Annotated in this window: 23 protein-coding genes and 1 riboswitch; of the genes, 12 read left to right on the forward strand and 11 right to left on the reverse strand. The window is 71.3% G+C overall.

The annotated features are described in order from the left end of the window. Positions 1-339 precede the first annotated feature (339 nt). The 3 genes from AB6A69_RS03465 (at position 340) to cobT (ending at position 2,179) form a co-directional block, all read left to right on the forward strand. On the forward strand, positions 340-585 hold the full coding sequence (locus tag AB6A69_RS03465; RefSeq protein WP_371037131.1) for a hypothetical protein: 246 nt from the start codon (positions 340-342) through the stop codon (positions 583-585). A gap of 69 nt (positions 586-654) precedes the next feature. Beyond that, positions 655-1,179 (forward strand): bifunctional adenosylcobinamide kinase/adenosylcobinamide-phosphate guanylyltransferase, encoded by a 525-nt coding sequence (gene cobU / locus AB6A69_RS03470; RefSeq protein WP_371059717.1) that lies wholly within the window; start codon positions 655-657, stop codon positions 1,177-1,179. Next, on the forward strand, positions 1,163-2,179 hold the full coding sequence (gene cobT, locus AB6A69_RS03475; protein ID WP_371059719.1) for a nicotinate-nucleotide--dimethylbenzimidazole phosphoribosyltransferase: 1,017 nt from the start codon (positions 1,163-1,165) through the stop codon (positions 2,177-2,179). The genes cobU and cobT overlap by 17 nt, the downstream gene beginning before the upstream one ends. Before the next feature lie 12 nt (positions 2,180-2,191). Here the strand turns inward: cobT and AB6A69_RS03480 are convergent, their stop codons facing one another. Genes AB6A69_RS03480 through AB6A69_RS03495 form a run of 4 tightly spaced genes read right to left on the reverse strand, consistent with a single transcriptional unit; the run spans position 2,192 to position 6,660 of the window. Continuing rightward, positions 2,192-2,950 (reverse strand): ABC transporter ATP-binding protein, encoded by a 759-nt coding sequence (locus AB6A69_RS03480; protein ID WP_371037128.1) that lies wholly within the window; start codon positions 2,948-2,950, stop codon positions 2,192-2,194. Next, complete coding sequence (locus tag AB6A69_RS03485) at positions 2,947-3,930, reverse strand: FecCD family ABC transporter permease (RefSeq protein WP_371059720.1); 984 nt, start codon at positions 3,928-3,930, stop codon at positions 2,947-2,949. The genes AB6A69_RS03480 and AB6A69_RS03485 overlap by 4 nt, the downstream gene beginning before the upstream one ends. Beyond that, entirely contained in the window at positions 3,927-4,814 is an 888-nt protein-coding gene (locus AB6A69_RS03490; protein ID WP_371056596.1) for an ABC transporter substrate-binding protein, read from the reverse strand. Before AB6A69_RS03490 ends, AB6A69_RS03485 begins: the two co-directional genes overlap by 4 nt. After that, positions 4,789-6,660 (reverse strand): TonB-dependent receptor plug domain-containing protein, encoded by a 1,872-nt coding sequence (locus tag AB6A69_RS03495; protein WP_371059721.1) that lies wholly within the window; start codon positions 6,658-6,660, stop codon positions 4,789-4,791. The genes AB6A69_RS03490 and AB6A69_RS03495 overlap by 26 nt, the downstream gene beginning before the upstream one ends. A 139-nt stretch (positions 6,661-6,799) precedes the next feature. Continuing rightward, a riboswitch (cobalamin riboswitch) is annotated at positions 6,800-7,020 on the reverse strand. Between the two features lie 187 nt (positions 7,021-7,207). Here AB6A69_RS03495 and AB6A69_RS03500 point away from each other — a divergent pair. Beyond that, the gene (locus AB6A69_RS03500; RefSeq protein WP_371037124.1) at positions 7,208-7,561 is read left to right on the forward strand and encodes a hypothetical protein; all 354 of its coding nucleotides are present in this window, start codon (positions 7,208-7,210) and stop codon (positions 7,559-7,561) included. Here AB6A69_RS03500 and AB6A69_RS03505 read toward each other — a convergent pair. Continuing rightward, the gene (locus tag AB6A69_RS03505) at positions 7,558-8,328 is read right to left on the reverse strand and encodes a helix-turn-helix domain-containing protein (RefSeq protein WP_371037123.1); all 771 of its coding nucleotides are present in this window, start codon (positions 8,326-8,328) and stop codon (positions 7,558-7,560) included. The two genes, AB6A69_RS03500 and AB6A69_RS03505, sit on opposite strands and share 4 nt — an antisense overlap. A gap of 118 nt (positions 8,329-8,446) precedes the next feature. Here AB6A69_RS03505 and AB6A69_RS03510 point away from each other — a divergent pair, with 118 nt between their 5' ends. From AB6A69_RS03510 to AB6A69_RS03530, 5 genes are all read left to right on the forward strand, one after another. Further along, the gene (locus tag AB6A69_RS03510; protein ID WP_371059722.1) at positions 8,447-9,769 is read left to right on the forward strand and encodes a Rieske 2Fe-2S domain-containing protein; all 1,323 of its coding nucleotides are present in this window, start codon (positions 8,447-8,449) and stop codon (positions 9,767-9,769) included. After that, complete coding sequence (locus AB6A69_RS03515; RefSeq protein ID WP_371059723.1) at positions 9,766-11,214, forward strand: glutamine synthetase family protein; 1,449 nt, start codon at positions 9,766-9,768, stop codon at positions 11,212-11,214. The genes AB6A69_RS03510 and AB6A69_RS03515 overlap by 4 nt, the downstream gene beginning before the upstream one ends. Positions 11,215-11,343: 129 nt before the next feature. Then, positions 11,344-12,297, forward strand: a complete 954-nt coding sequence (locus AB6A69_RS03520) for a TAXI family TRAP transporter solute-binding subunit (protein WP_371056602.1) — start codon at positions 11,344-11,346, stop codon at positions 12,295-12,297. A gap of 63 nt (positions 12,298-12,360) precedes the next feature. Then, positions 12,361-12,768 carry a DUF1850 domain-containing protein gene (locus AB6A69_RS03525; protein WP_371037119.1) on the forward strand — a complete coding sequence of 136 codons (408 nt, stop codon included), beginning with the start codon at positions 12,361-12,363 and terminating at the stop codon, positions 12,766-12,768. A 4-nt stretch (positions 12,769-12,772) separates the two neighbouring features. Then, positions 12,773-14,803 (forward strand): TRAP transporter permease, encoded by a 2,031-nt coding sequence (locus AB6A69_RS03530; protein WP_371059724.1) that lies wholly within the window; start codon positions 12,773-12,775, stop codon positions 14,801-14,803. Between the two features lie 13 nt (positions 14,804-14,816). Here the strand turns inward: AB6A69_RS03530 and AB6A69_RS03535 are convergent, their stop codons facing one another. From AB6A69_RS03535 to AB6A69_RS03545, 3 genes are read right to left on the reverse strand one after another with little or no spacing between them, the layout of a single operon-like run. Next, on the reverse strand, positions 14,817-15,614 hold the full coding sequence (locus AB6A69_RS03535; protein ID WP_371037117.1) for a metal ABC transporter permease: 798 nt from the start codon (positions 15,612-15,614) through the stop codon (positions 14,817-14,819). Further along, positions 15,614-16,363 (reverse strand): ATP-binding cassette domain-containing protein, encoded by a 750-nt coding sequence (locus tag AB6A69_RS03540; protein WP_371059725.1) that lies wholly within the window; start codon positions 16,361-16,363, stop codon positions 15,614-15,616. The genes AB6A69_RS03535 and AB6A69_RS03540 overlap by 1 nt, the downstream gene beginning before the upstream one ends. After that, entirely contained in the window at positions 16,360-16,842 is a 483-nt protein-coding gene (locus AB6A69_RS03545) for a transcriptional repressor (protein ID WP_371037115.1), read from the reverse strand. The genes AB6A69_RS03540 and AB6A69_RS03545 overlap by 4 nt, the downstream gene beginning before the upstream one ends. An 85-nt stretch (positions 16,843-16,927) precedes the next feature. Here AB6A69_RS03545 and AB6A69_RS03550 point away from each other — a divergent pair, with 85 nt between their 5' ends. The 3 genes from AB6A69_RS03550 (at position 16,928) to AB6A69_RS03560 (ending at position 18,767) form a co-directional block, all read left to right on the forward strand. Continuing rightward, the gene (locus AB6A69_RS03550; protein ID WP_371059726.1) at positions 16,928-17,986 is read left to right on the forward strand and encodes a zinc ABC transporter substrate-binding protein; all 1,059 of its coding nucleotides are present in this window, start codon (positions 16,928-16,930) and stop codon (positions 17,984-17,986) included. Between the two features lie 155 nt (positions 17,987-18,141). Continuing rightward, complete coding sequence (locus AB6A69_RS03555; protein WP_371056606.1) at positions 18,142-18,294, forward strand: hypothetical protein; 153 nt, start codon at positions 18,142-18,144, stop codon at positions 18,292-18,294. Continuing rightward, positions 18,291-18,767 (forward strand): hypothetical protein, encoded by a 477-nt coding sequence (locus AB6A69_RS03560; protein WP_371059727.1) that lies wholly within the window; start codon positions 18,291-18,293, stop codon positions 18,765-18,767. Before AB6A69_RS03555 ends, AB6A69_RS03560 begins: the two co-directional genes overlap by 4 nt. Here the strand turns inward: AB6A69_RS03560 and AB6A69_RS03565 are convergent. From AB6A69_RS03565 to AB6A69_RS03575, 3 genes are read right to left on the reverse strand one after another with little or no spacing between them, the layout of a single operon-like run. After that, complete coding sequence (locus tag AB6A69_RS03565) at positions 18,764-19,492, reverse strand: peptidase (protein WP_371059728.1); 729 nt, start codon at positions 19,490-19,492, stop codon at positions 18,764-18,766. The genes AB6A69_RS03560 and AB6A69_RS03565 overlap by 4 nt on opposite strands. A 60-nt stretch (positions 19,493-19,552) precedes the next feature. Further along, positions 19,553-20,371, reverse strand: a complete 819-nt coding sequence (locus AB6A69_RS03570; protein ID WP_371059729.1) for a transglutaminase domain-containing protein — start codon at positions 20,369-20,371, stop codon at positions 19,553-19,555. Further along, positions 20,368-21,321, reverse strand: a complete 954-nt coding sequence (locus tag AB6A69_RS03575) for an alpha-E domain-containing protein (protein WP_371059730.1) — start codon at positions 21,319-21,321, stop codon at positions 20,368-20,370. Before AB6A69_RS03575 ends, AB6A69_RS03570 begins: the two co-directional genes overlap by 4 nt. Positions 21,322-21,325: the final 4 nt, after the last annotated feature.

Raw genomic sequence — 21,325 nt, forward strand, 5'->3', positions numbered from 1 at the left:
CGGCGCGAATGGGGTCGCGTCTTCGGCCACGAGCCTCTCCGGCGTCATGTCGGCGCCTATCCGGCGCTTCGGCTGAACGAATGCCACCGAACTGGGCGGGACCCGATCATGCACGGGCCGGCCGCGGCTTTCGGCCGCCTCCTCGCGTGCGCGGCACCAGGCGCGGCGCGGCAAAAGGCGCAGCTCGTGGATTGTTTCGCGGGCTTGCTTAATTTTCCGTTTTCGCGTGCTGGCAGGACTCTTCGCGGTCAATGACTCACAAATATCAGCTTTCCGCCAAACCAGTTCGCGCCCTGTCGGCCAGACCCGTGGCATCACGAGTGAACAAGGAGAGTAATGGTGAAAACTGTTTTGCTTATGCTGCACAAGGTTTTGCTGACGGGGATACTGGTCGTGATCCTCGGTGACACGGCGATCAACCTGCTGCTCGACATGCCGCGCGAAAGCCTCGCCTCGCGGGCTGCCTGGCTCGGTCTCGGGGGGGTCGCGCTCTACCTCCAGGGCGCGCTCCTCTGGATGGTCTGGGGACAGGAGCCGCGGCGCGCCCGTCATGATTGGGCGCGGGCGCAGGACGCGCCCGGCTGAACGCCCCGCGCCGACCGTCCGGCAAAGCGGCTCTTCCCTTCGCCGCGCGGCTCTGCTTTCTGCCCTGGCATGGCGACGAAGATTCTCGTGACAGGTGGCGCGCGGTCGGGCAAGACCGGCCTGGCCGAAAGGCTGGCGCTTCGCCTCGGGCGGGGTCCCGTCTACATCGCCACCGCCGAGGCGCGCGACGCCGAGATGGCGGACCGCATCGCCGCCCATCGCGCCGGGCGCGGGGACGGCTGGCGCACGCTCGAGGCGCCGTTGGCGCTGGCGGCCGCGCTCGACGACAGCGACGGCGCCGGGCCGCGCCTCGTGGATTGCCTGACGCTCTGGCTCAGCAATCTCGTCCTCGGCGGGCGCGACTGGCACGCCGAGGCCGAGGCGCTGGCCGATACCCTCGCGCGGCAGCGCGCGCCCGTCGTTCTGGTGACCAACGAGGTGGGCGCCGGGATCGTGCCGGAGAACGCGCTCGCGCGGCAATTCCGCGACGCGGCGGGCTGGCTCAACCAGCGGATCGCGGCCGAGGCGGACGAAGTCTGGCTCTCCGTCGCGGGCTGCCCCCTGAGGCTGAAACCCAATGACCTCGATCCCTGATCCCGCGCGGCTGGACGATCTGGCCGCCCATGCCGGCGCGCTGCCCGGCTTCGACGACGCGGCAGCCCGCGCCGCCGCCGCCCGTCAGGCCAGCCTGACGAAGCCGCCCGGCTCGCTCGGCCGGCTGGAAGAGATCGCGGTCTTCGTCGCGGGCTGGCACGGCGATCCGCGCCCCCGGCTCGAGACGGCGCAGGCGCTCGTCTTCGCGGGCAATCACGGGATCTGCGCGCAGGGCGTCAATCCCTTCCCCCAGGCGGTAACGGCCCAGATGGTCGCCAATTTCGAGGCGGGCGGCGCGGCGATCAACCAGATCTGCCGGGTCACGGGGGCGGCGCTCGCCGTGGTGGCGCTCGACCTCGACCGCCCGACCGGCGATTTCACCCAAGGCCCGGCGATGGGCGAGGACGAGACGCTCGACGCCATGCGCCAGGGCGCGGCGGCGGTCGATCCGGATGCGGACATCCTCGTGCTGGGCGAGATGGGCATCGGCAATTCCACCGTCGCGGCGGCGCTTGCCGCGGCCGTCTTCGGCGGCCCGGCGGAAGGCTGGGTGGGCGCCGGCACCGGTGCGGACGATGCCGTGCGGGCGCGCAAGGTCGCGGCGGTCGAGGCCGGGCTCGCCCGCCACGCGGGAACAAGGGGCCTGCACTGGCTCGCCCGGATCGGAGGGCGCGAGCAGGCGGCGATCTGCGGGGCGGTGCTGGAGGCGCGCGCGCGGCGGATTCCCGTGCTGCTGGACGGGTTCATCTGCACCGCCGCCACGGCCCCGCTTCACGCGGCGGCGCCCGGCGCGCTCGATCACTGCCTCGCGGGTCATGTCAGCCGGGAACCGGGGCACCGCCGCCTTCTCGACGCGATGGGCCGGCGCCCGGTGCTCGACTTCGACATGGCGCTGGGCGAGGGCTCGGGCGCGGCGCTGGCGCTCGGCGTGGTCCGCGCGGCGCTGGCCTGCCATGACGGGATGGCGACCTTCGCGGAGGCGGGCGTCGCGGGCGGCTGAAGGCTGCGGTCCCTAGCCGATCACGTCGAGCGCCTGGAAGACCGGGCCCGCCGCCGTGGTCTCGAAGAAGCCGCGCACATGGAACACCTCGGCAAGGCGGGCAGGTGTCAGCACTTCGCCGGGCGGCCCGTCCGCGGCTACCTGCCCGCCGTCGAGCAGCACGAGCCGGGTGCAGTGGCGCGCGGCCAGACCCAGATCGTGGATCGACACGAGCGCCGCGCGCCCGTCTTCCGCGATCCGCGCGAAGCTTTTCATGGTGGAGATCTGGTGCGCGGGATCGAGCCCCGCGATGGGCTCGTCGGCCACGATGAGGGGCGTGTCCTGGGCAAGCGCCCGGGCGATCAGCGCGCGCGCCTGCTCGCCGCCCGACAGCCGCGTGGCGGTGCGGTGGCGGAACGACCCGAGGCCCATGGCGGCAAGCGCCCGCTCCACCGCCGCGATGTCGCCCTCCGACGGGCGCTGGCCACCGGCCATGTGGGGGATCCGGCCGAGCATCACCAGCGTCTCGACGCTGACGGGCCAGGCGATCTCGCGCGCCTGGGGCATCCAGGCCGCGGCCCGCGCACGGGCGCGCGGCGGCAAGGCGGCAAGGCTGCTGTGGCCGCGGGCGGGCAGAAGGCCGAGCGCCGCGCGCATCAGCGTCGTCTTGCCCGCGCCGTTGGGGCCGATCAGCCCCACGACCTCTCCGGGGCCGATATCGAGGGTGACGCCCGCCAGCACGTCGCGCCCGCGCAGCCGCACCGAGAGATCCGACAGCGACAGCAGGCTCATCCCATCTCCCTTCGCGTCCGGTAGATGAGATGCAGGAAGAGCGGCGCGCCCACGAGCGCGGTCAGCACCCCGAGTTTCAGGTCACGCTCGGGCAGGACGAGGCGCACCGCGATGTCGGCGGCGAGCACCATGGCTGCCCCGCCGAGCGCCGAGGCCCACAGAAGCCGCGAGGGCCGCGCGCCCACGAGCGGGCGCAGAAGATGCGGCACCACGAGGCCCACGAAGCCGATGGTGCCCGCCACCGCGGTCGCCGCGCCCACCGCGCTCGCCGTGCCGAGGACGAGCGCGGCCTGAAGCCGCCCGAGCCGGATGCCGAGCGCGCCCGCCGCGTCCTCGCCCAGCGTGAGCGCGTCGAGCCCCCGCCCCATCGTCATCAGAAGCGCCCAGCCGAGCGCGGTGAAGGGCAGCGCGACCCAGACATCGCTCATCGAGCGGTCGGCGAGCGAACCCATCATCCAGAAGACGATCTCGCTCGCCGCGAAGGGGTTGGGCGAGAGGTTGAGCACCAGCGAGGTGAGCGCGGCGGCGAGCGCCGAGATCGCGATGCCGGCGAGGATGAGCGTGAGCGAGGTGCCCCGCGGGCCCGCGAGCGCGACGACGAGAAGCACGGCGGCGAGCGCCCCGGCGAGCGCGGCGGCGGGCAGGCCGAGCGCCCAGCTCGCCGCGAGGCCCGTCTGAAGCGCGATCACCGCGCCGAGCGCCGCGGCGCCCGAGACGCCGATGAGCCCCGGCTCTGCCAGCGGGTTGCGCAGGTAGCCCTGCATGGCCGCGCCCGCGAGGCCGAGGCTCGCCCCCACGATGGCGGCGAGGAGCGCGCGGGGCAGGCGGATCTCGCGCATCACGAGGGTGAGCGGGCCGGCATCGCCCGCGACGAGGGCGCGAAGGCTTTCGCCCGCGCCCACGCCCGCCGGCCCGATGGTGAGCGAGCCCAGAAAGAGGGCCGCGACGAGCGCACCGAGAAGAAGCGCGAGGCGCGTCACTCCGGCCCCTCCGGCGGCAGGGTGCGGCGCAGCTCGGCCAGCGACTCGATGGCCGCCAGCACATGCGGCGTGCCGCAGATCCAGTCGCGGTCGGCGAAGGCGCCCGCGGCACGGCCCTCGCGCAGGGCGCGCACCACCGGATGGTCGAGGATATCCTCGGCGCGCGAGGCGCCGGGATAGGGCCGGGCGGTCACGACGGCCTCGGGCGCGGCCAGCGCCAGCACCTCGAGCGGCATCCGCCCGCCCGCCGAGAGGCCGGCCGCCTCGGCAACGTTTTCGAAGCCGGCGGCGGCGAGGATCTCGCCGGCCAGCGAGCGGTCGCCCGCCGTGTAGCCGTTGGCGTAGTAGAGCGCCGCGCTTGGCCTGCGCGAAACGGACTCGCGCAGCGCGGCGCGGCGCGCGTCGAAGATTGCGACCGCGCGCGCGGCGGCCTCTTCCTGTCCCAGCGCCGCGCCCATCTCGACCATCCGGGTCCGCACGTCGTCGAGAGAGAGCGCGGGATCGAACACGACGACCGGAATCCCGAGGCGGCGAAGCATGGCGACCGTGGGCTGGGCCGTGTAGCGCCCGGCGAGCACGAGGTCGGGCCGCATGAGGTAGATGTCCTCCGCGGCGCCGCGGTTCGAAGGGAAGGCGGCCGCCTCTTCGGCCATGGCGGAGACGCGCGGATCGGTGGCGAGGTTCGTCACCGAGTGGAGCTGCCCCGGCGCCGCGAGCATCATGGCGAGCTGGTCGGTGCAGAGGTTGATCGAGACGACGCGGGCGGGCGGCGCCTCGTCCGCGCCGCCCGGGCCCGCCGCCGCGACGGACAGCCCGAGCCAGAGCCCGAGCGCCGCCGCGGCGCGCCGGAGCCGCCGATCAGAACGACGCGCGCAGCCCGACATAGATCCCCCGGCCCGGCATGTTGTAGCCGCCCACCGTCTCGTAATCCTCGTCGAAGAGGTTCTCGACGCGCAGATAGGCCTCCGCCGTGTCGGTCACCGCGTAGGAAAAGCCCAGGTTGGCCAGCGTGTAGTCGCTCACGTCGTTGTTCGGCGGCGCGAAGGCGCTGGGCTCCACGTCGGCCACGCGCTGCACGTCGAAGGTGCCGCGAAGGCGGTCGGTGAAATCGACGTCCACCCCGAGGGTGAGGTCGTGGCGCGGCACGAGCGCGAGCCGCGTGCCGTCGGTTTCCGCGTCCGTCAGGGTATAGGCGCCGAAGACGGCCACGCGGTCGGTGTGGGCGTAGCGCCCCTCGATCTCCAGCCCCTTGCTGACCGTGGTGCCGGGAACCTGGTTGTAGCATCCGAAGCCGCTGCCGCAGGCCGTGGCGGCGCCGTCGAAGCCGATCAGGTCGTCGATCTCGGCGTAGAAGGCCGTCGCCTGCACGAAGCTCTCCTCGCCGAAGCGCCGCTCGACGCCAAGCTCCACGCTGCGGCTTTTCTCGACCTTCAGGGTCGGATCACCCGCGGCGCTGAACCGCTCGAAGAGCGACGGCGCGCGAAAGCCGGTGCCGACCACGGCGCGGACCGTCGTGTCCGGCCGCGCGCGCCAGGCGAGCGCGACGCGCCCGGAGGTATTGCCGCCGAAATCGTCGTTGTCGTCGTAGCGCAGCGAAACCGCGACATCGAGGTCGTCCCGCGGACGGAAGATCGCCTCGGCCAGCGCCGAGGTCGTCACCGAAGAGCCCGCGTCGAAATCGGTCTCGTACTCCTCCTCGGTGCGGTCGAGCCCGAAGCTGAGCGTGGTCCCGCCCGACAGCTCCGTCGTGCCGAGATAGGAAAGCTGGTCGCGGTCGCCGTCGAACGCTTTGATCACGCCGCCCGGGTCGCGGCGTTCCGAGCGGAAGGTCGAATAGCTGAAGGTGTGATCCACACCGAAGGCCGCGATTTCCGCGAAGACGCGCGCGCCGGTCTGCTCCAAGAGATTCGTGCCTATGGGGTCAACGACATATCTGCCATTGGCGTCCACGATGGGATTGAAGCTGGCGTCAAAGACCAAGTTGTCGATTTCCGCCTCGGCGTCACGGTGGAAGGCGGAAAACCCGAGCACGACACCCTCGCCCACCTCGTAATCGCCCGAGAGCGACATGAACGTCTCCTCGTAGCCGTCGTCCTCCGAATCGCCCGCGCGGGCCGAGATACCGTCGGTCTCGGTGCGCGCGAGGTTGAAGGCGAGCGCGCCGCGCTCGCCGCGGGTCGCCACCCCGACCGAGCCCCGCGCCGTGCCGAAACTGCCGCCCTCGGCGAAGCCCTTGACGAAGGTGCCGGGCTCGCTCGCGCGGAAGGTGGTCACGTCCACCACGCCCGCGATCGCCTCGGAGCCGTAAAGCGCCGATTGCGAGCCCCTCACCACCTCGACGCGTTGCAGGCCCGCGCTGGTCAGGCCGCCGAAGTCGAAGCCGAGCTGAACCGCCGACGGGTCGCTCACGTCGATGCCGTCGATGCGCACGCCGACATAGGCGCTGCCGAGGCCGCGAATCCGCACGGTGCTGGCGCTGCCGAGGCCGCCGTTGGAGGAAAAGGACACGCCGGGAATGCGATCGAGCGTGCGCTCGAGCGTCAGCGGCGCCTCGTCGAGCGCCTCTTCGTCGAGGACGTCGACGATGGCGCCGGTGCGGTTGACCTCTTGCGGGACGAGCGCGCCGGAAACGACGATCTCCCCAAGATCGAAGCTTTCCTGGGCCAGGGCCTGGGAGGCGGAAAGAAGCGCCGCGACGGCGGCGGATGCGGAGAGTGGAAGGCGGGTCATGGATCTGTCCCTTCATGGCGGCCCGGGGGCCGACGGCCGGTGAATGCCCGCGACGGACGGCATGACCGGCCCCTCGCGGACGACGAAACGATTGTCACCTCGACGGAAGGGTCCGTTGCCCGTGGCGCGCCCCGCGCCAGGACAGGGTGATCGCCTCGGCAGGTCTCCTGGCTTGCGGGTCGTCGCTTGGCCGGGCCTTCCCGCCGCGCCCCTAGGCGCCGCAGTGGCATGTTCCGGCTTCGCTCTCCGCTCACAGTTGCGGGGGCAGCCGCAGATTCGGGCCGGCGCGAAGCCGGGTTCTCACTGCGTTCCCTTTTCATCCGACGCCGAAACGCCGGAACCGAAGCAGGGCGAAGGTGCCCGCCGCCCGGCGCGGTTGTCAAGCGCGTTCGACCCGGCGGCGGCCACGGCGCCGCGCTGTCGCTTTTCGGCTTAGCGCGGCAGCGATTCTGTCTTATGCCTCGCCCCGACTGGAAACTCGGGGCCTGGTGATGACGAGGATGATGCCGAAGCGAGCTGCACCGTCGCGGCGCGGGAGGGGTGCGCAATGACGCTTTACCTGCGCTGGGTGCTCGAGACCGAACTGCGCGGCGCGCCGGACGACGATCTGGCCGCGATCGCGCAGGACCTGCTTTACCAGGCCCGGGAGGAGGAGGCGGGCACGCTGCAATGCGATGTCCATCTTTCGGAGGATGGCGAACGGCTGCATCTGCTGATGGGCTTTTCGAACGATACCGCCGTGGTCGAGCATTTGCAGGGGTTCACGCGGCGTTTCGCGCGCCCGCTGTTTGCGCTGGTGCGTCCGTTGCGCATGACGGTCTATGGCGATCCGTCCCCCGAGGTGCGCGAGGCGCTCGGCGCGTTGCAGCCGACCTACATGCCGCGCCTGCAGGACGGCTAGAGAAGCCCCCGGAGCGCCGAGGCGCAACGCTGCAGCGTGGCCTCGATCCGCGGCCGGAATCCCGGCATCTCGTAAAAGGACCCTTCCGCGGAGTGGCCGACCGCGGCGATTTCCCCGCCCGAGCAGCGAAACCCGATCGCCGTGGCGGTGACGCCCGGCTCGAACTCGCCGTCGCAGTGCATGATCCCGCTGGGCGCGGCCCCCTCGATGAGGCGCATCACGGCGGCGCGGTCGGTGATGGTCTTCTCGGTCCAGGCCGCGACCGGTGCCTCGGCCACCAGCTGCGCGCGGCGCTCGGGCGGTTCCTGCACGACGAGGGCGCGGCCCATCGCGGTGGCGAGAAGCGGCAGCCGGCTGCCCACGGTGAAGCCCAGCCGCGGCGCCAGCCCGTCGCCGCCCGTGTGGGCAAGGAAGATCGCGTCTTCCCCGTCGCGCATCGCCATGGAAAGCGGCTGCCCGCACTGCGCGGCGAATCCCTCGAGCACCGGCTGGATCGCAAGGCCGAAGCGGCGCCCCTGCAGGAACCCGCCCGCCAGGACGAGAATGCGCGGCGACAGGGAATAGCTGCGCCCGGTCTGCCGGACATAGCCCAGCCGCACCAGCGTGAGCACGAGCCGGCGCGCCACCGCGCGGTCGATGCCGCAGCGCCGGGCGATCTCGGGGATGGTGAGCTGCTGCGCGTCGGCGTCGAAGCATTTCAGCACGCACAGCCCCTTGGCGAAGGTGAGCGACGTGTCCGAGGTGGAGATCTCTGTGGTTCCGGCCATCGCCGCGACCCTCCCTCGCGCGCTTGACAGTCCCGCGCGGCTGACTCAACATTCCGATAATGTATCGCCAGTGCGATTTTCGCGCAAATGCCAATTCACGCTTGGCAAGGAGGCCCGGATGATCAGCCAGGAACTCAACGACAGGATCACGCGCGTGGAGCAGGGTACCGGCGCAGGGGCTGTCCTGCGCCTCTACTGGCAGCCCGCCGCGCTTTCGGAAGAGTTGTCCGGGCCGCGCCCGGTGATTCCCGTGCGGCTGATGGGCGAGGATCTCGTGCTGTTCCGCGACACGTCCGGCGAACTCGGGCTCATCGGGCGGCATTGCCCGCACCGCGGCGCCGACCTCTGCTACGGCCGGCGCGAGGACGGCGGCCTGCGCTGCCCGTTCCACGGCTGGCATTTCGACCGGACCGGCCAGTGCGTGGAGACGCCGGGCGAGCCCGAGGGCTCGCCGCTTGCCGGGAACATCCGCACCACCGCCTACCCGGTGGTCGAGAAGAACGGGATCGTCTGGGCCTACATGGGGCCGGGCGAGCCGCCGGCCTTCCCCGATCTCGACTGCTTCCGCGCGCCCGAAAGCCACGTCTTCGCCTTCAAGGGCCTGTGGGAGTGCAACTGGCTGCAGGCGATGGAGGTGGGCATCGACCCGGTGCACGCCTCCTTCCTGCACCGCTTCCTCCAGGACGAGGACCCGGCCGAGAGCTATGGCAAGCAGTTCCGCGACCGGGCAGGGCAGACCGACATGCCGATGACGCAGCTTCTGCGGGAGTATCCGCGCCCCGAGATCAGGGTCGAGGAGACCGATCACGGCCTGCGCCTTGTCGCACTGCGGCACATGGAGGACGGGCGCAGCCATGTCCGCGTGACCAACCAGGTCTTCCCCGAGGCGATCTGCATCCCGATCTCGAACGAGATGACCATCACCCAGTGGCACGTTCCGGTGGATGACACCCACTGCTACTGGTTCTCGATGTTCACCAGCTACACGGACCCGGTGAACCGGGAACTGATGCGCGAGCAGCGCCTGAAGGAGCACCGGCTACCCGATTACGCGCCGCTCAAGAACCGGCGCAACAATTACGGCTACGACCCCGAGGAGCAGGTGCGCGAGACCTACACGGGCATGGGGCTCGACATCAACGTGCACGACCAGTGGGCGGTGGAGAGCATGGGTGCGATCCAGGATCGCACGCAGGAGCATCTGGGCAAGACCGACGTCGCCATCATCCGCTACCGCCGGATGCTGCGCGCGGCCATCGACAAGGTGGAGGCGGGCGAGATCGACGACCTGCCGCTGCGCGGCGCGGGCGCGGAGCGGGTGCAGGGGCCGGTGTCCATCGACGCCATCGGGCCGACCGATCGCTGGGACGCGCTCTGGCGCGAGGCCGACGCCCATCGCCGCGCCCATTGCGACTGGTCCGCACCGCTCGCCGCGGAATGAGCGCTGGAGACCTCGAAGGGGGGCGCACGGCGCGGCTTGGCCTCTACGACGCGGCCGCGCTCGCGCGCGCGGCGGAGGTGCTGGAGGAGGTGCAGCGCCGCGGGCTCGAGGTGGTCCGCCTCTCCTTCGTGGACCAGCACGGCATCCTGCGCGGCAAGGCGCTGGCGGCCGCGGCGCTTGCCTCGGCCTTCCGCTCCGGCGTGGCGATGACCTCCACGCTCTTGCTGAAGGACACGTCGCACCGCACCGTCTTCCCCGTCTGGGAGGGCGGCCCCGGCATCGGAGACGGCCGGCTCAACGGCGCGGGCGACATGCTGATGCTGCCCGATCCGGAAACCTTCCGTGTCCTGCCCTGGTCGCAGCACAACGGCTGGATGCTGTGCGATCTGCGTTACGCCGATGGCGGCGAGATGCCGTTCTGCCCGCGCTCGATCCTCAAGCGGTCGGTGGCGCGCCTTGCCGCCGACGGCCTGCGCATGACCTGCGGGCTCGAGGTGGAGTTTCACGTCCACCGGGTCGAGGACGCCCGGCTCGCCCACGCCGATGCCGGCATGCCCGGCGCCCCGCCCGAGACGGCGCTTCTTGCCCAAGGCTACCAGTATCTCACCGAGGCGCGCTACGACGCGCTGGAAGAGGCGATGGACGCGATCCGCCGCGCGTCGCAGAAGCTCGGCCTGCCCGTGCGCTCGATGGAGGTCGAGTTCGGGCCGTCGCAGTGCGAGATGACGTTCGAGCCCGCCGACCCGCTGTCGCACGCCGACGCGATGGTGCTCTTCCGCCACGCCACCAAGGAGGTCTGCCGCCGCATGGGCCTCCATGCGAGCTTCATGTCGCGCCCGCGCCTCGAGGGCGTGGTGCCCTGCGGCTGGCACCTGCACCAGTCGGTGGGCGACGCGGGCGGCCGCAACCTCTTCGCGCCCGAGGGCGACGGGCTGACGCCGACGGCGTCGGGCTGGATCGCGGGACTTCTGGAGCGGGCAGAGGAAAGCTGCATGCTCACGACGCCCACGGTCAACGGCTACAAGCGCTACCAGCCCTTCATGCTGGCCCCGGACCGCATCCAGTGGGGCCGCGACAACAAGGGGGCCATGATCCGCGCGCTGATCGCGCCGGGCGACGCGGCGAGCCGGGTCGAGAATCGCGTGGCCGAACCGGCCGCCTGCCCGCACCTCGTGTTCGCCGCGCAGATCGAGGCGGGACGAGACGGGACGGCGCGCGGGCTTCCGGCACCCGAGCCGGTCGAGGATCCCTATGGCAGCGACGCGCCACGGCTTCCGGCCGATCTGGGCGCTGCGGTCGACGCGTTCGAGGCCTCCGACCTCTGGCCCGCCGTCTGGGGCGCGGATACCGTCCGGTGGCTTTCCACGATCAAGCGGGCGGAATGGCGGCGCTACCTCGCCACCGTCTCCGAATGGGAGCAGCGCGAGTATTACGGGCTCTTCTGAGCGCGGGCAGCCGCTCTTCGCCACAGGGGCCCATGGGGCCAGAGCTTGACATCTCTGCCCACGGGCAATGAACTGGGCGCGCAAACGAGGGGCGGGGCACACCCGCTCCCGGCAACTGGGAGGACGACCATGAAACGATTCATGCTCGCCGCGGCGGCTGCCGTGGCGCTCGGCTCCGGCGCGCAGGCGCAGGATCTCGCCATCGCCACCGGTGGCACCGGCGGCACCTACTATCCCTACGGCGGCGGCCTTGCCGAGCTGATCGGCCGCCACGTCGAGGGCGCCTCGGCCACGGCGGAGGTCACCGGCGCCTCGGTCGAGAACATGGCGCTCATCTCGCGCCAGGACGTCGACATCGCCATCGCGCTCGCCGACACCGTGGTGGATGCCTACGAGGGCGCGGGCCAGTTCGAGGGACGCGCCGTGGACGCCCGCGCGCTCGCCTCGATCTACCCCAACGCGATCCAGATCGTGACGCTTGCCGACAGCGGCATCGAGGGCCTCTCGGATCTCGTGGGCAAGCGCGTCTCGGTCGGCGCGCCCGGCTCGGGCACGGAGGTCAACGCCCGCCGCATCCTCGAGGCGAACGGCATCACCTACGACGACATCGACGAGCAGCGGCTGAATTTCAACGAAACCGCGGACGCGCTGCGCGACGGCGACATCGACGCCGGCTTCTGGTCGGTCGGGCCGCCGACCTCGTCGATCATGAACCTCGCCGCGACCCGCGACATCCGCCTCGTGCCGCTGACGGACGAAGAGGTGGCCGCGGGCCAGGAGCAGCACGGCACCTTCGCGGCCTACACGCTCCGCGCCGGCATCTACGAAGGCGTCGAGGCGCCGGTGCCGACCATCGCGGTGCCGAACGTGCTCGTGGTGAACGCGGCCATGGACGAGGAGCTGGCCTACCAGATCACCATGAACATGTTCGAGAACGTGGACGAGCTGATCGCGGTGCACCCGGCGGCGAACGACACCACGGTGGAATTCGCCCTCGGCGCGACGCCGATCCCGATGCACCCGGGCGCCCTGCGCTACTACGAGGAGACGGGCGCGGAAATTCCCGACCGTCTGCGCGACTGAGCCGTGCAACGCCGATGGGGGCGGCCGGTTGCGGCCGCCCTTTTCCTTGCCGCCGCGCCCGCCATGGCCGACATGCTGACGGTCGAAGGCGCGGACGGCCACGTTCTGCTGGCGGAACGCGCGCCCGAGGGCGGGGAGTGGTGCCTGCGCTGGAACCATTCGGTCACGGGCGGCGAGGTGGCGGACTGTTTCGTGAACGACGGGGGGCAGATGGTGCTTCGGCGGTCCTACCTGCATGATTTCGCCGCAGGTCTCGGCACGGTCGAGGGGCGCGGCGGCCGGCTCGTCTCGGCGCCGCGCGGCGGCTACTGGATCGAGGGCCTCCGCGAGGCGATCCCCGACAACGCGCTCAGCCTCCGGGTGGGCTCCGAGCGGGTCGATCACCGCCTCGTCACCGGCGGCGCGGCGCACCGACTGTCGCCGCGGGCCGCCGGCGCACGGGTGACGATCCGCCTCGTGCCGGAGGACTGACCGGATGAGCGCCATCCCCGCCGACACGACCCGCCTCGTCGCCCCAGTGGGCGCGCAGCCCCGCGCGGTCGCGGTGGCGGTTTTCCTTGTCGGGATCGCGCTTTCGCTCTTCCAGCTCTACGGGGCGGGAATCGAGCCGCTGGGGCTTTTCTACCAGCGCACGATCCATCTCAGCTTCATCCTGGTGCTCGCCTTCCTGATCTTCCCGGTCACCGGGCCGGACCGCCCGCGCGGCCCCCTGGCGTGGCTGGTCGACGGGGCCTTCCTCGTGGCGGGCGCGGTCGCCGGCGGCTACATCGCCTGGAACCTCGACGCGATCATCAACCGGGCGGGGTTCTGGTCGCAGACCGATATCTGGATGGGCATCCTCGCCACCGTCACCGTGCTGGAAGCGAGCCGGCGCGCGGTGGGCCTGGGCATGACCGTGATCGGGCTCGCCGCGATCCTCTACGCGCTCGCGGGCTCTCGCGGGGAACTGCCCTGGCTCGGCGAGTGGCTGCCCGGCATCCTGGAACATCGCGGCGCCTCGCTCGACCGGCTGGTGGGGCAGCTATACCTCGGGCAGGAGGGGATCTTCGGCCTGCCGCTCGGCGTGGCGGCGACCTACGTCTTCATCTTCGTGCTCTTCGGGGCGTTTCTAGAGGTCACGGGCGCGGGCAAATTCTTCATCGACCTCGCCTACGCCGCCACGGGGAATCGGCCGGGCGGGCCTGCGAAGGCCGCGGTGGTCGCCTCGGCGGGCATGGGCTCGATCTCTGGCTCGGCCATCGCCAACGTCGTCACGACTGGGGCCTTCACGATCCCGCTGATGAAGCGGCTGGGCTACCGCCCCGCGCAGGCGGGCGGCATCGAGGCGGCGGCGTCCACCGGCGGACAGATCACGCCCCCGCTGATGGGGGCGGGCGCCTTCCTGATCTCGGAATACACCCGGATTCCCTATGTCGAGATCGTGCTGATGTCGATCTTTCCGGCCTTCCTCTATCTCGGCACGGTCTATCTCTTCGTGCACATCGTCGCGATGAAGGCGGGGATGAAGGGAATGCCGCGGGACGAGCTTCCGACCTTCGCCCGGGTCATGGCGGAGGGCTGGCAATTCGTCATCCCGCTTTTCCTGCTGGTCTATCTGCTGCTGAACAACCTTTCGCCCATGCGGGTGGGGTTCTGGGCGATCCTCGCCATACTGGGTGTCGCGGGGCTCCGCGCGGCGCTCGACATCTTCGTGCTCGAGCCGCGGGCGGGACATCCGGCCACGGCCGAGCGGATCCGGACCGCGCTTGGCAACGGGGCGCGCCTGGTGGCGCAGGCGCTGGCGCTGGGCGCGCGGAACGCGGTCGCGGTCTCGGTGGCCTGCGCCGTGGCGGGCATCATCGTCGGCGTCGTCGGGCTCACCGGTCTGGGGCTCAAGTTCTCGTCCATGATGGTGGCCTTCTCGGGCGGGAACATGGTGCTCGCGCTGTTCCTCGTGCTGATCGCGAGCCTCGTGCTGGGCATGGGGCTGCCGGTGACGGCGGCCTACATCGTGCTGATCGTGCTGGTGGGGCCGGCGCTCACGCAGGAGTTCGGCATCCCGCTCATCATCGCGCATCTGGTGGTGTTCTGGTACTCGCAGGACAGCAACGTGACGCCGCCCATCGCGCTTGCGGGGTTCGCGGGCGCGGCCATCGCGGGGGCGAAGCCCATGGCCACCTCGGTGCAGGCGTGGAAGTTCGCAAAGGGCCTCTACCTCATCCCGCTCTTCATGGTCTACAACCCCGAGATGGTGCTGGGCGGGCCGCCTCTGGTCGTGCTCTGGACGGGCGTCACGGCGATCCTCGCGCTGGCCGCCTTCGCCGCTGCCATTGAAGGCTGGCTGTTCGGCCGGATGGACATCTTCTCGCGCGTGGCAGTGATCCCGGCGACGGTGGCGATCTTCTATCCCGACCTCCGCGTCGAGGTTCTGGGCGCCGCGGTCATCCTTGCCGTGCTGTCGTGGAACTGGATGCGGGCGCGCGGCGGCTCGGACGGGCCGGCGCGAACCGACGCGCGCCGCGCCTGATCCCGTGCCCCCCTCAGCGCGCGGCGCGAAGCGCGAGGCTGGCCACGCCGGACACCGCGAAGATCAGCGCGGCCACCGTGACGATCGTGGGCCCGGTGGGCGTGTCGAAGGCGAAGGAGGCCTGCAGCCCTCCGAGCGCGGCGGCGACGCCGATCAGCGCGGCGATGGCGGCCATCGTCTCTGGCGTGCGCGCGAAGGGGCGCGCGGCGGCGGCCGGGATGATGAGAAGCGCCGCGATCAGAAGCACGCCCACGACCTTGATCGCCACCGCGACCACGACGGCCAGCGCCACGGTGAGGACAAGCTGTTCGCGTCCGGGCCGGATGCCCGCCGCCCGTGCGAGGTCGGGGTTCAGCGTCGCCGTCAGCAAGGCCTGCCAGCGCCAGCCCATCAGCGCCACCACCAGCGCCGCGCCCGCCCAGATCACCGCGAGGTCGGTGCGGCTGACGGCGAGGATGTCGCCGAAGAGATAGGCCATCAGGTCGATCCGCACCCCGCTGAGGAAGGAGGCCGACACGAGCCCGATCGCCAGGGCGGAATGGGCCAGCACGCCAAGCAGCGTGTCCATGGCGAAGCCGCGCCCGGACAGCGTGGACACCGTGCCCGCCATGGCGAGCGCCATGGCCAGTGCGCCGGCGAAGATCGAGATGTCGAAGGCGAGCGCCAGCGCCACGCCGAGGATCGCGGCATGGGCGGTGGCGTCGCCGAAATAGGCCATGCGCCGCCAGACCACGAAGCAGCCCAGCGGTGCGGCGGCAAGCGCGACACCCACCCCGGCAAGCGCCGCGCGCAGCAGGAAATCGTCGAGCATCAGCCGACCGCCTCTTTCGCGGTCTCGTGCGCGGCCGGCAGGTCGTGGGTGTGGTCGTGCTCGTGGCGGTAGAGGGCGAGCGCGCCCTGGGTCCCGGTGCCGAAAAGCGCGCGGTATTCCGGGGCGGAGGCGACGGCGTCGGGCCGGCCCTCGCAGCAGACGTGGCGGTTCAGGCAGATCACGCGGTCCGACGCGCTCATCACGACGTGAAGCTCGTGGCTCACCATCAGCACCGCGCAACCCATTTCCTGCCGCACCTCCTCGATCCGGCGGTAGAACGCCGCCTGCCCGGGCTGGTCGAGCCCCGCAGTCGCCTCGTCGAGGATCAGCAGGTCGGGCCGCTCCAGCAACGCGCGGGCCAGAAGCACGCGCTGGAACTGCCCGCCGGAAAGATCGGACATCTGCCGCCCGCCGAGACCTCCGGCGCCCGCGCGCGCCAGCGCCGCGTCCGCCTCGGCCCGGGGCACGCGCCGGGGCAGGTTCAGGAACCGCGTCACCGTCAGCGGCAGCGTCGCGTCGATGTGCAGGCGTTGCGGCACATAGCCGATCCGCAGGCCGGGCGTGCGCGTGACAGTGCCTCCCGCAGCCCCGACCGCGCCGATGAGCGCGCGCAGAAGCGTCGTCTTGCCCGATCCGTTGGGGCCTACCACGGTCACGATCTCGCCCGGCGCGATCGCCAGGCTCACGTCCTTCAACACCGTGTCCCGGCCAAGCCGGACGGTCAGGTCGCGCGTCTCGATCAGGCTCATCCCGCGTGGCCTTCGCGGCAACGCGCACAGACGCCCTCGGCCTCGACGACGGCGCGGTCGACCCGGAACCCGCTGTCGCGCGCGGCGGAAGCGAGCATCCCGGTCGCGCCCTGGGCCTGCGCCTCGGCCACCGTGTTGCAGGCGCGGCAGATCAGGAAGACGGGGCTGTGGGTCTCGCCGGGATGGGCGCAGGCGGTGAAGGCGTTCAGCTTCTCGACGCGGTGGGCGAATCCGTGCCGCACGAGGAAATCGAGCGCGCGATAGGCGACGGGCGGCTGCGCGCCGAGTCCTTCCTCGCGAAGCACGTCGAGGATCTCGTAGGCGCCCATGGCGCGGTGCTGCGCGAGCAGCAGCTCGAGCACGCGCTGGCGCACCGGGGTGAACTGCAGCCCGTTCTCGGCGCAATAGCCTTCCGCGGCGGCGACGGCGCTTTCGATACAGCTTGCGTGGTTGTGGTGCTCGAATCCGATGAGGGACATGCGGCTCTCGTTTCAGGGCTTGCGATGTTATAATATACCAATTATCAGCTAGGCGATGTGTTACATAATCACAAGGGGCCTTCCGATGTTCAAGCGTCTTCTCGCCGCCACCGCGCTCGGCGCCGCGTCCTCTCCTGCTGCGCTGGCAGAGCCGCCGCGCGTCGCCGCCGACGTCGCGCCGGTGCACTCGCTGGTCGCGCAGGTGATGCAGGGCGTCGGCACGCCGTCGCTGCTGATGCCTGCGGGCGCGTCGCCGCACGCTTACGCGCTGCGCCCGTCCGAGGCGCGGGCCTTGTCCGAGGCCGAGCTGGTGGTCTGGATCGGCGAGGACCTGTCGCCGCAGCTCGGGCGCGCGGTCGGGACGCTGGCCGAGGGCGCGGTGGTGCTGGAACTTCTCGAGGCGGAGGAGACACGGACGCTTCCCTTCCGCCAGACGGTGCTCCTTGGCGGCAAGCCGGTTGACGGAGAGCATGACCACGACGCGCACGGCCACGACGATCATGCACACGAGGACCATGGCCACGAGGAGCAGGCACACGAGGACCATGGCCATGATGACCATGCCCATGACGAGCAGGCTCATGACGAGCAGGCTCATGACGATCATGCGGGGGCGCACGATCACGCCCATGACGGGACGGACCCCCACGCCTGGCTCGACCCTGAGAACGCGAAGGCCTGGCTCGGCCTGATCGCGGACGCGCTCGCCGACGCGGATCCGGCCAATGCGGAGGCCTATGCCGCCAACGCCGACGCGGGCCGTGAGGCGATCGACGCCGCCGTTTCGGACATCGAGAAGACGCTCGCGCCGGTGAGGGACCGCACCTTCGTGGTGTTCCACGACGCCTACCAGTATTTCGAGGATCGCTTTGACCTGAACGCGGCGGGGGCCATCGCCCTTGCCGATGCGACCGATCCCGGGCCGGCACGACTGTCCGCGCTGCGCCGGTCGATCGCGGAGCGCGGCGTGTCCTGCGTTCTCGCGGAACCCCAGTTCGACCCGGGCCTCGTGGCGGCGGTCGCCTCGGAAAGCGAACTCGACACCGCGGTGATCGACCCGCTCGGCGTGGCGCTGGAGCCCGGCCCGGCGTTCTACCCCGCGCTGTTGCGCGGCATGGCGGCCAGCATGGCGGAGTGCCTCTAGGCGCCGCTCGCGCGGGCCTGATCGATCGGCCTGCGCCATTCTCCGATTTTATGGCGACAAAAAGAATCAGGATTGACTCGGCAAAGTGAAACGCTCAGGATTTCGGGAAGAGGGCCGCGCGGGCCCGCCCGTCACGTCAGAGTGGAGGATCTGCCATGCAGGAAAGGACCGAACCCCAGCCCCGGCAGGCGTCCCGACAGCCACTGCCCGGCTGGCACGAGGTGGTCCAGCAGGCGCTTGACGGCGCGCTGCCCGGCGAGCCGGATCTCGAAACCGTCCTCGAGCGCATAGAACGGGCGGCGCGATGAGGGGCGGTGCCCCCGTGGCGCGGCTCGACGATCTCGGCGCGGGCGAGGCGCGGGTCGTGCAGGCGTTCCGCCACTGGTGCGACGGTCCGCAGGGGCTCGCCACGTTCGGCCCGGCGCTCAAGGCGCGGTTCGGCCCGCGCCGCGCGGCTGCGGCGCTTTCGGGTCTCGATACCTGTTGCCGCATCGTCACGGGCCACGCGCGCCGGCCACTCGCGCGCCATTCTGCGAACTGCCCCTGCGTGGGCGGGGACGAGGCCGCCTTCGCGCGGCTCTGCGCCTCGGCCGCCGCGGGTGAGCGCGAGGACGCGATGCTGATCGCCTGCCTGCTCGTGCGCGCCGACATGGCGGGCGCGCTGGCCGCCGCGGCCGAGGTCGCTGGGCTGGCCCTTGCCGTCTGCGACACGACCCCGGAGGAGGCGACCGGCCGACCCGGCGCCCAGCCGAGAGGGGCGGCCGGGGCGCGCTGGCACTAGCGTTCGCCGATCCGCGTGAACGCCTCGCGGAGCGCCCCGCTCCAGGCCGCGCTCATCGCCGCGAAAGCCTCGTCGCTGGGCTCGATGCGGCGTTCCTCGGCCACCGCGAAGGCGTCGCGCTCGATCACCACGAGATCGAGCGGCATCCCCACGCTGAGATTGGACCGCAGGGTGGAGTCCATCGACAAAAGCACCGCCTTGCGCGCGTCGGCAAGCGACGTGTCCGCGGTGACCACCCGGTCGAGGATCGGCTTGCCGTATTTGTGCTCTCCGATCTGCAGGTAGGGCGTGTCCTCCGTGGCCTCGATGAAGTTTCCCTCGGGATAGACGAGGAACATCCGCATCGGGCCGCCCTGGCGCTGGCCCGCCACGATGAGCGAGGCCGAGGCGCTCTGATGCATGCGGTCCATGCGCTGGGTCGTCTCGACCATCACCTGCGAGAGCATCTCGCCGGCGATGCCGGCGACGTCCAGCATCGTCGGCGCCCGCAGGATCGAGCGCGCCTCGCAGGCCTCGGGGTCGTTCGCCGCCTCGGCGAGGCGCGCCAGCGTGGTCTGCGTCACCGACAGGTTGCCCGCCGTCATGATGGCGATCACGCGCTCGCCGGGACGCTCGAAGGTGAACATCTTGCGGTAGGTGGCGATATTGTCGAGGCCCGCGTTGGTGCGGGTGTCCGACAGCAGCACCATGCCCGCCTTCAACAGCAAGCCCACGCAATAGGTCATGGACCGTTCCCCTTCGATTGGCGCGAACGATAGGGCGCGCCGGCGCGGCCCGCAACGGGGTTACTGCTGCGCGTCCTCGACCGCGACCCGCACCTCGAGTTCTTCCCTCGCATCGCCGCGCACCACGCCGCGGATCGGCGCGGCCTCGGCCGCGTCCCGCCCCGAGCCGAGGCGCACGTAATGCCCGTCCGGGCAGCACCGGTTGGCCGGGTCGAAGCCCACCCAACCGAGGCCTGCGATATGAAGCTCGGCCCAGGCATGGCTCGCCTCGTGGGGGGTGCCGTCGGCGCTGGCGAAGAGATATCCGGTGACGTAGCGCGCGGGGATCCCCGCGAACTGCGCCACGGAGATCAGCGCCTGCGCGTGATCCTGGCAAACGCCCGCGCCTTGCGCGAGCGCCTCTGCAGGGGTGGTGTGGGCCGAGGTTTCGCCGGGGCGGTAGGCGATCGCGTCGGCCACCGCCGCCGCGAGCGCATGCGCCCGTTCGAGCGCCGGGGCCGCGTCTAGGCCCGCAAGCGCGGCGCGCGACAGCTCGGCCAGCGCGCGGTCGGGCTGCGTGCGCCGCGTGGGCCGGGTATAGGCCAGGGGCGGCACCGCCTCGCGGTGGCCGCGCAGGACGCCGGCGGTGTCGCGGGTCTCGACGGTGCCCAGGATCGCCACCGCGACCTCGCTGATCGGGCCGCGCACACTCATCGTGCGGATGCTGTTGCCCGCACCGTCGCGGAAGGGCGCGCCCCAGGTCGCGCCCTCGACCTCCACCGACCAGTCGACGACGCGCTGGCCGTCGGTGTCGACGGGGGTGAGGTTGTGGCTCTGGACCGCGCCGCGCACGGGCTGCGCAAAGCGGTAGCGGGTCAGATGGGAAATCCGGATCCTCATCGGGCCTCCCCGGTCAGGTAGACGTCGTGCACGGCCTGGGCGAGCGAGGCGGTCTCGCCGATGAAGCGGGTGAGGAACTCGTGCAGCCCCTCGTCGAAGATCTCTTCGACCTGCGCCTCGGCGAGCCCCGCGAGAAGCGCGCGCGCGCGCGCCTGCGCCGCGGTGGAGCGCCCGTAGCCGCGCGAAAGCGCCTCCAGGTGCTCTGCCGCCATCCCGGCGCAGGTCAGCAGCGAGCGCGGCAGGGCGCGGTTCAGGATCAGGAAATGGGCGATGCGCGTGGCCGAAAGCTCTCCGCCATAGGCCCAGTTGTAGGCGCGGTGCGCCGACATCGCGCGCAGCAGCGTGGTCCACTGGTAGTTGTCGAGACCCGAGCCGACATAGGTGACGCTGGGCAGCAGCACGTAATACTTCACGTCCAGCAGCCGCGCGGTGTTGTCGGCGCGCTCGATCGCGTAGCCGAGGTTGAGGAAATGGTAGCCGTCGTCGCGCAGCTGCGTGGCGTCGATCGCACCGCGGATCAGCGCCGTGGTCCGCGTCACCCAGTCGGTGAGTTCGGGCAGGGGCAGCTTGGAGCGTTCGGTCCGGGTCATCTCCCGGAATTCCTGGAAGCCGGTGTTGATCGCGTCCCAGACCTGGCTGGTGAGCGCGGTGCGCACGATGCGCGCGTTCTCGCGGGCCGAGGCGAGGCAGGCGCCCACCGAGGACGGGTTGTCGAGGTCGAAGAAGAGGAAGGTCTCGACGTTGCGCTGCACCGGATCGCCGTATTTCTCGGAAAAGCGTTGCGCCACGCCCTTCGCCTGGAGGATGGCCTCCCATTCGTTGCGCAACCCCCCGTCGGTGTTGGGCAGAAGCGCGTTACGGTGTCCCACATCCAGCAGCCGCGCGGTCGTTTCCGCCCTTTCGAGGTAGCGTGCGATCCAGAAGAGGTTGGCGGCGGTGCGGCTCAGCATCGGC

Source organism: Rhodosalinus sp. 5P4, from assembly GCF_041365695.1.
In the GTDB taxonomy this organism is placed as follows: domain Bacteria; phylum Pseudomonadota; class Alphaproteobacteria; order Rhodobacterales; family Rhodobacteraceae; genus Rhodosalinus.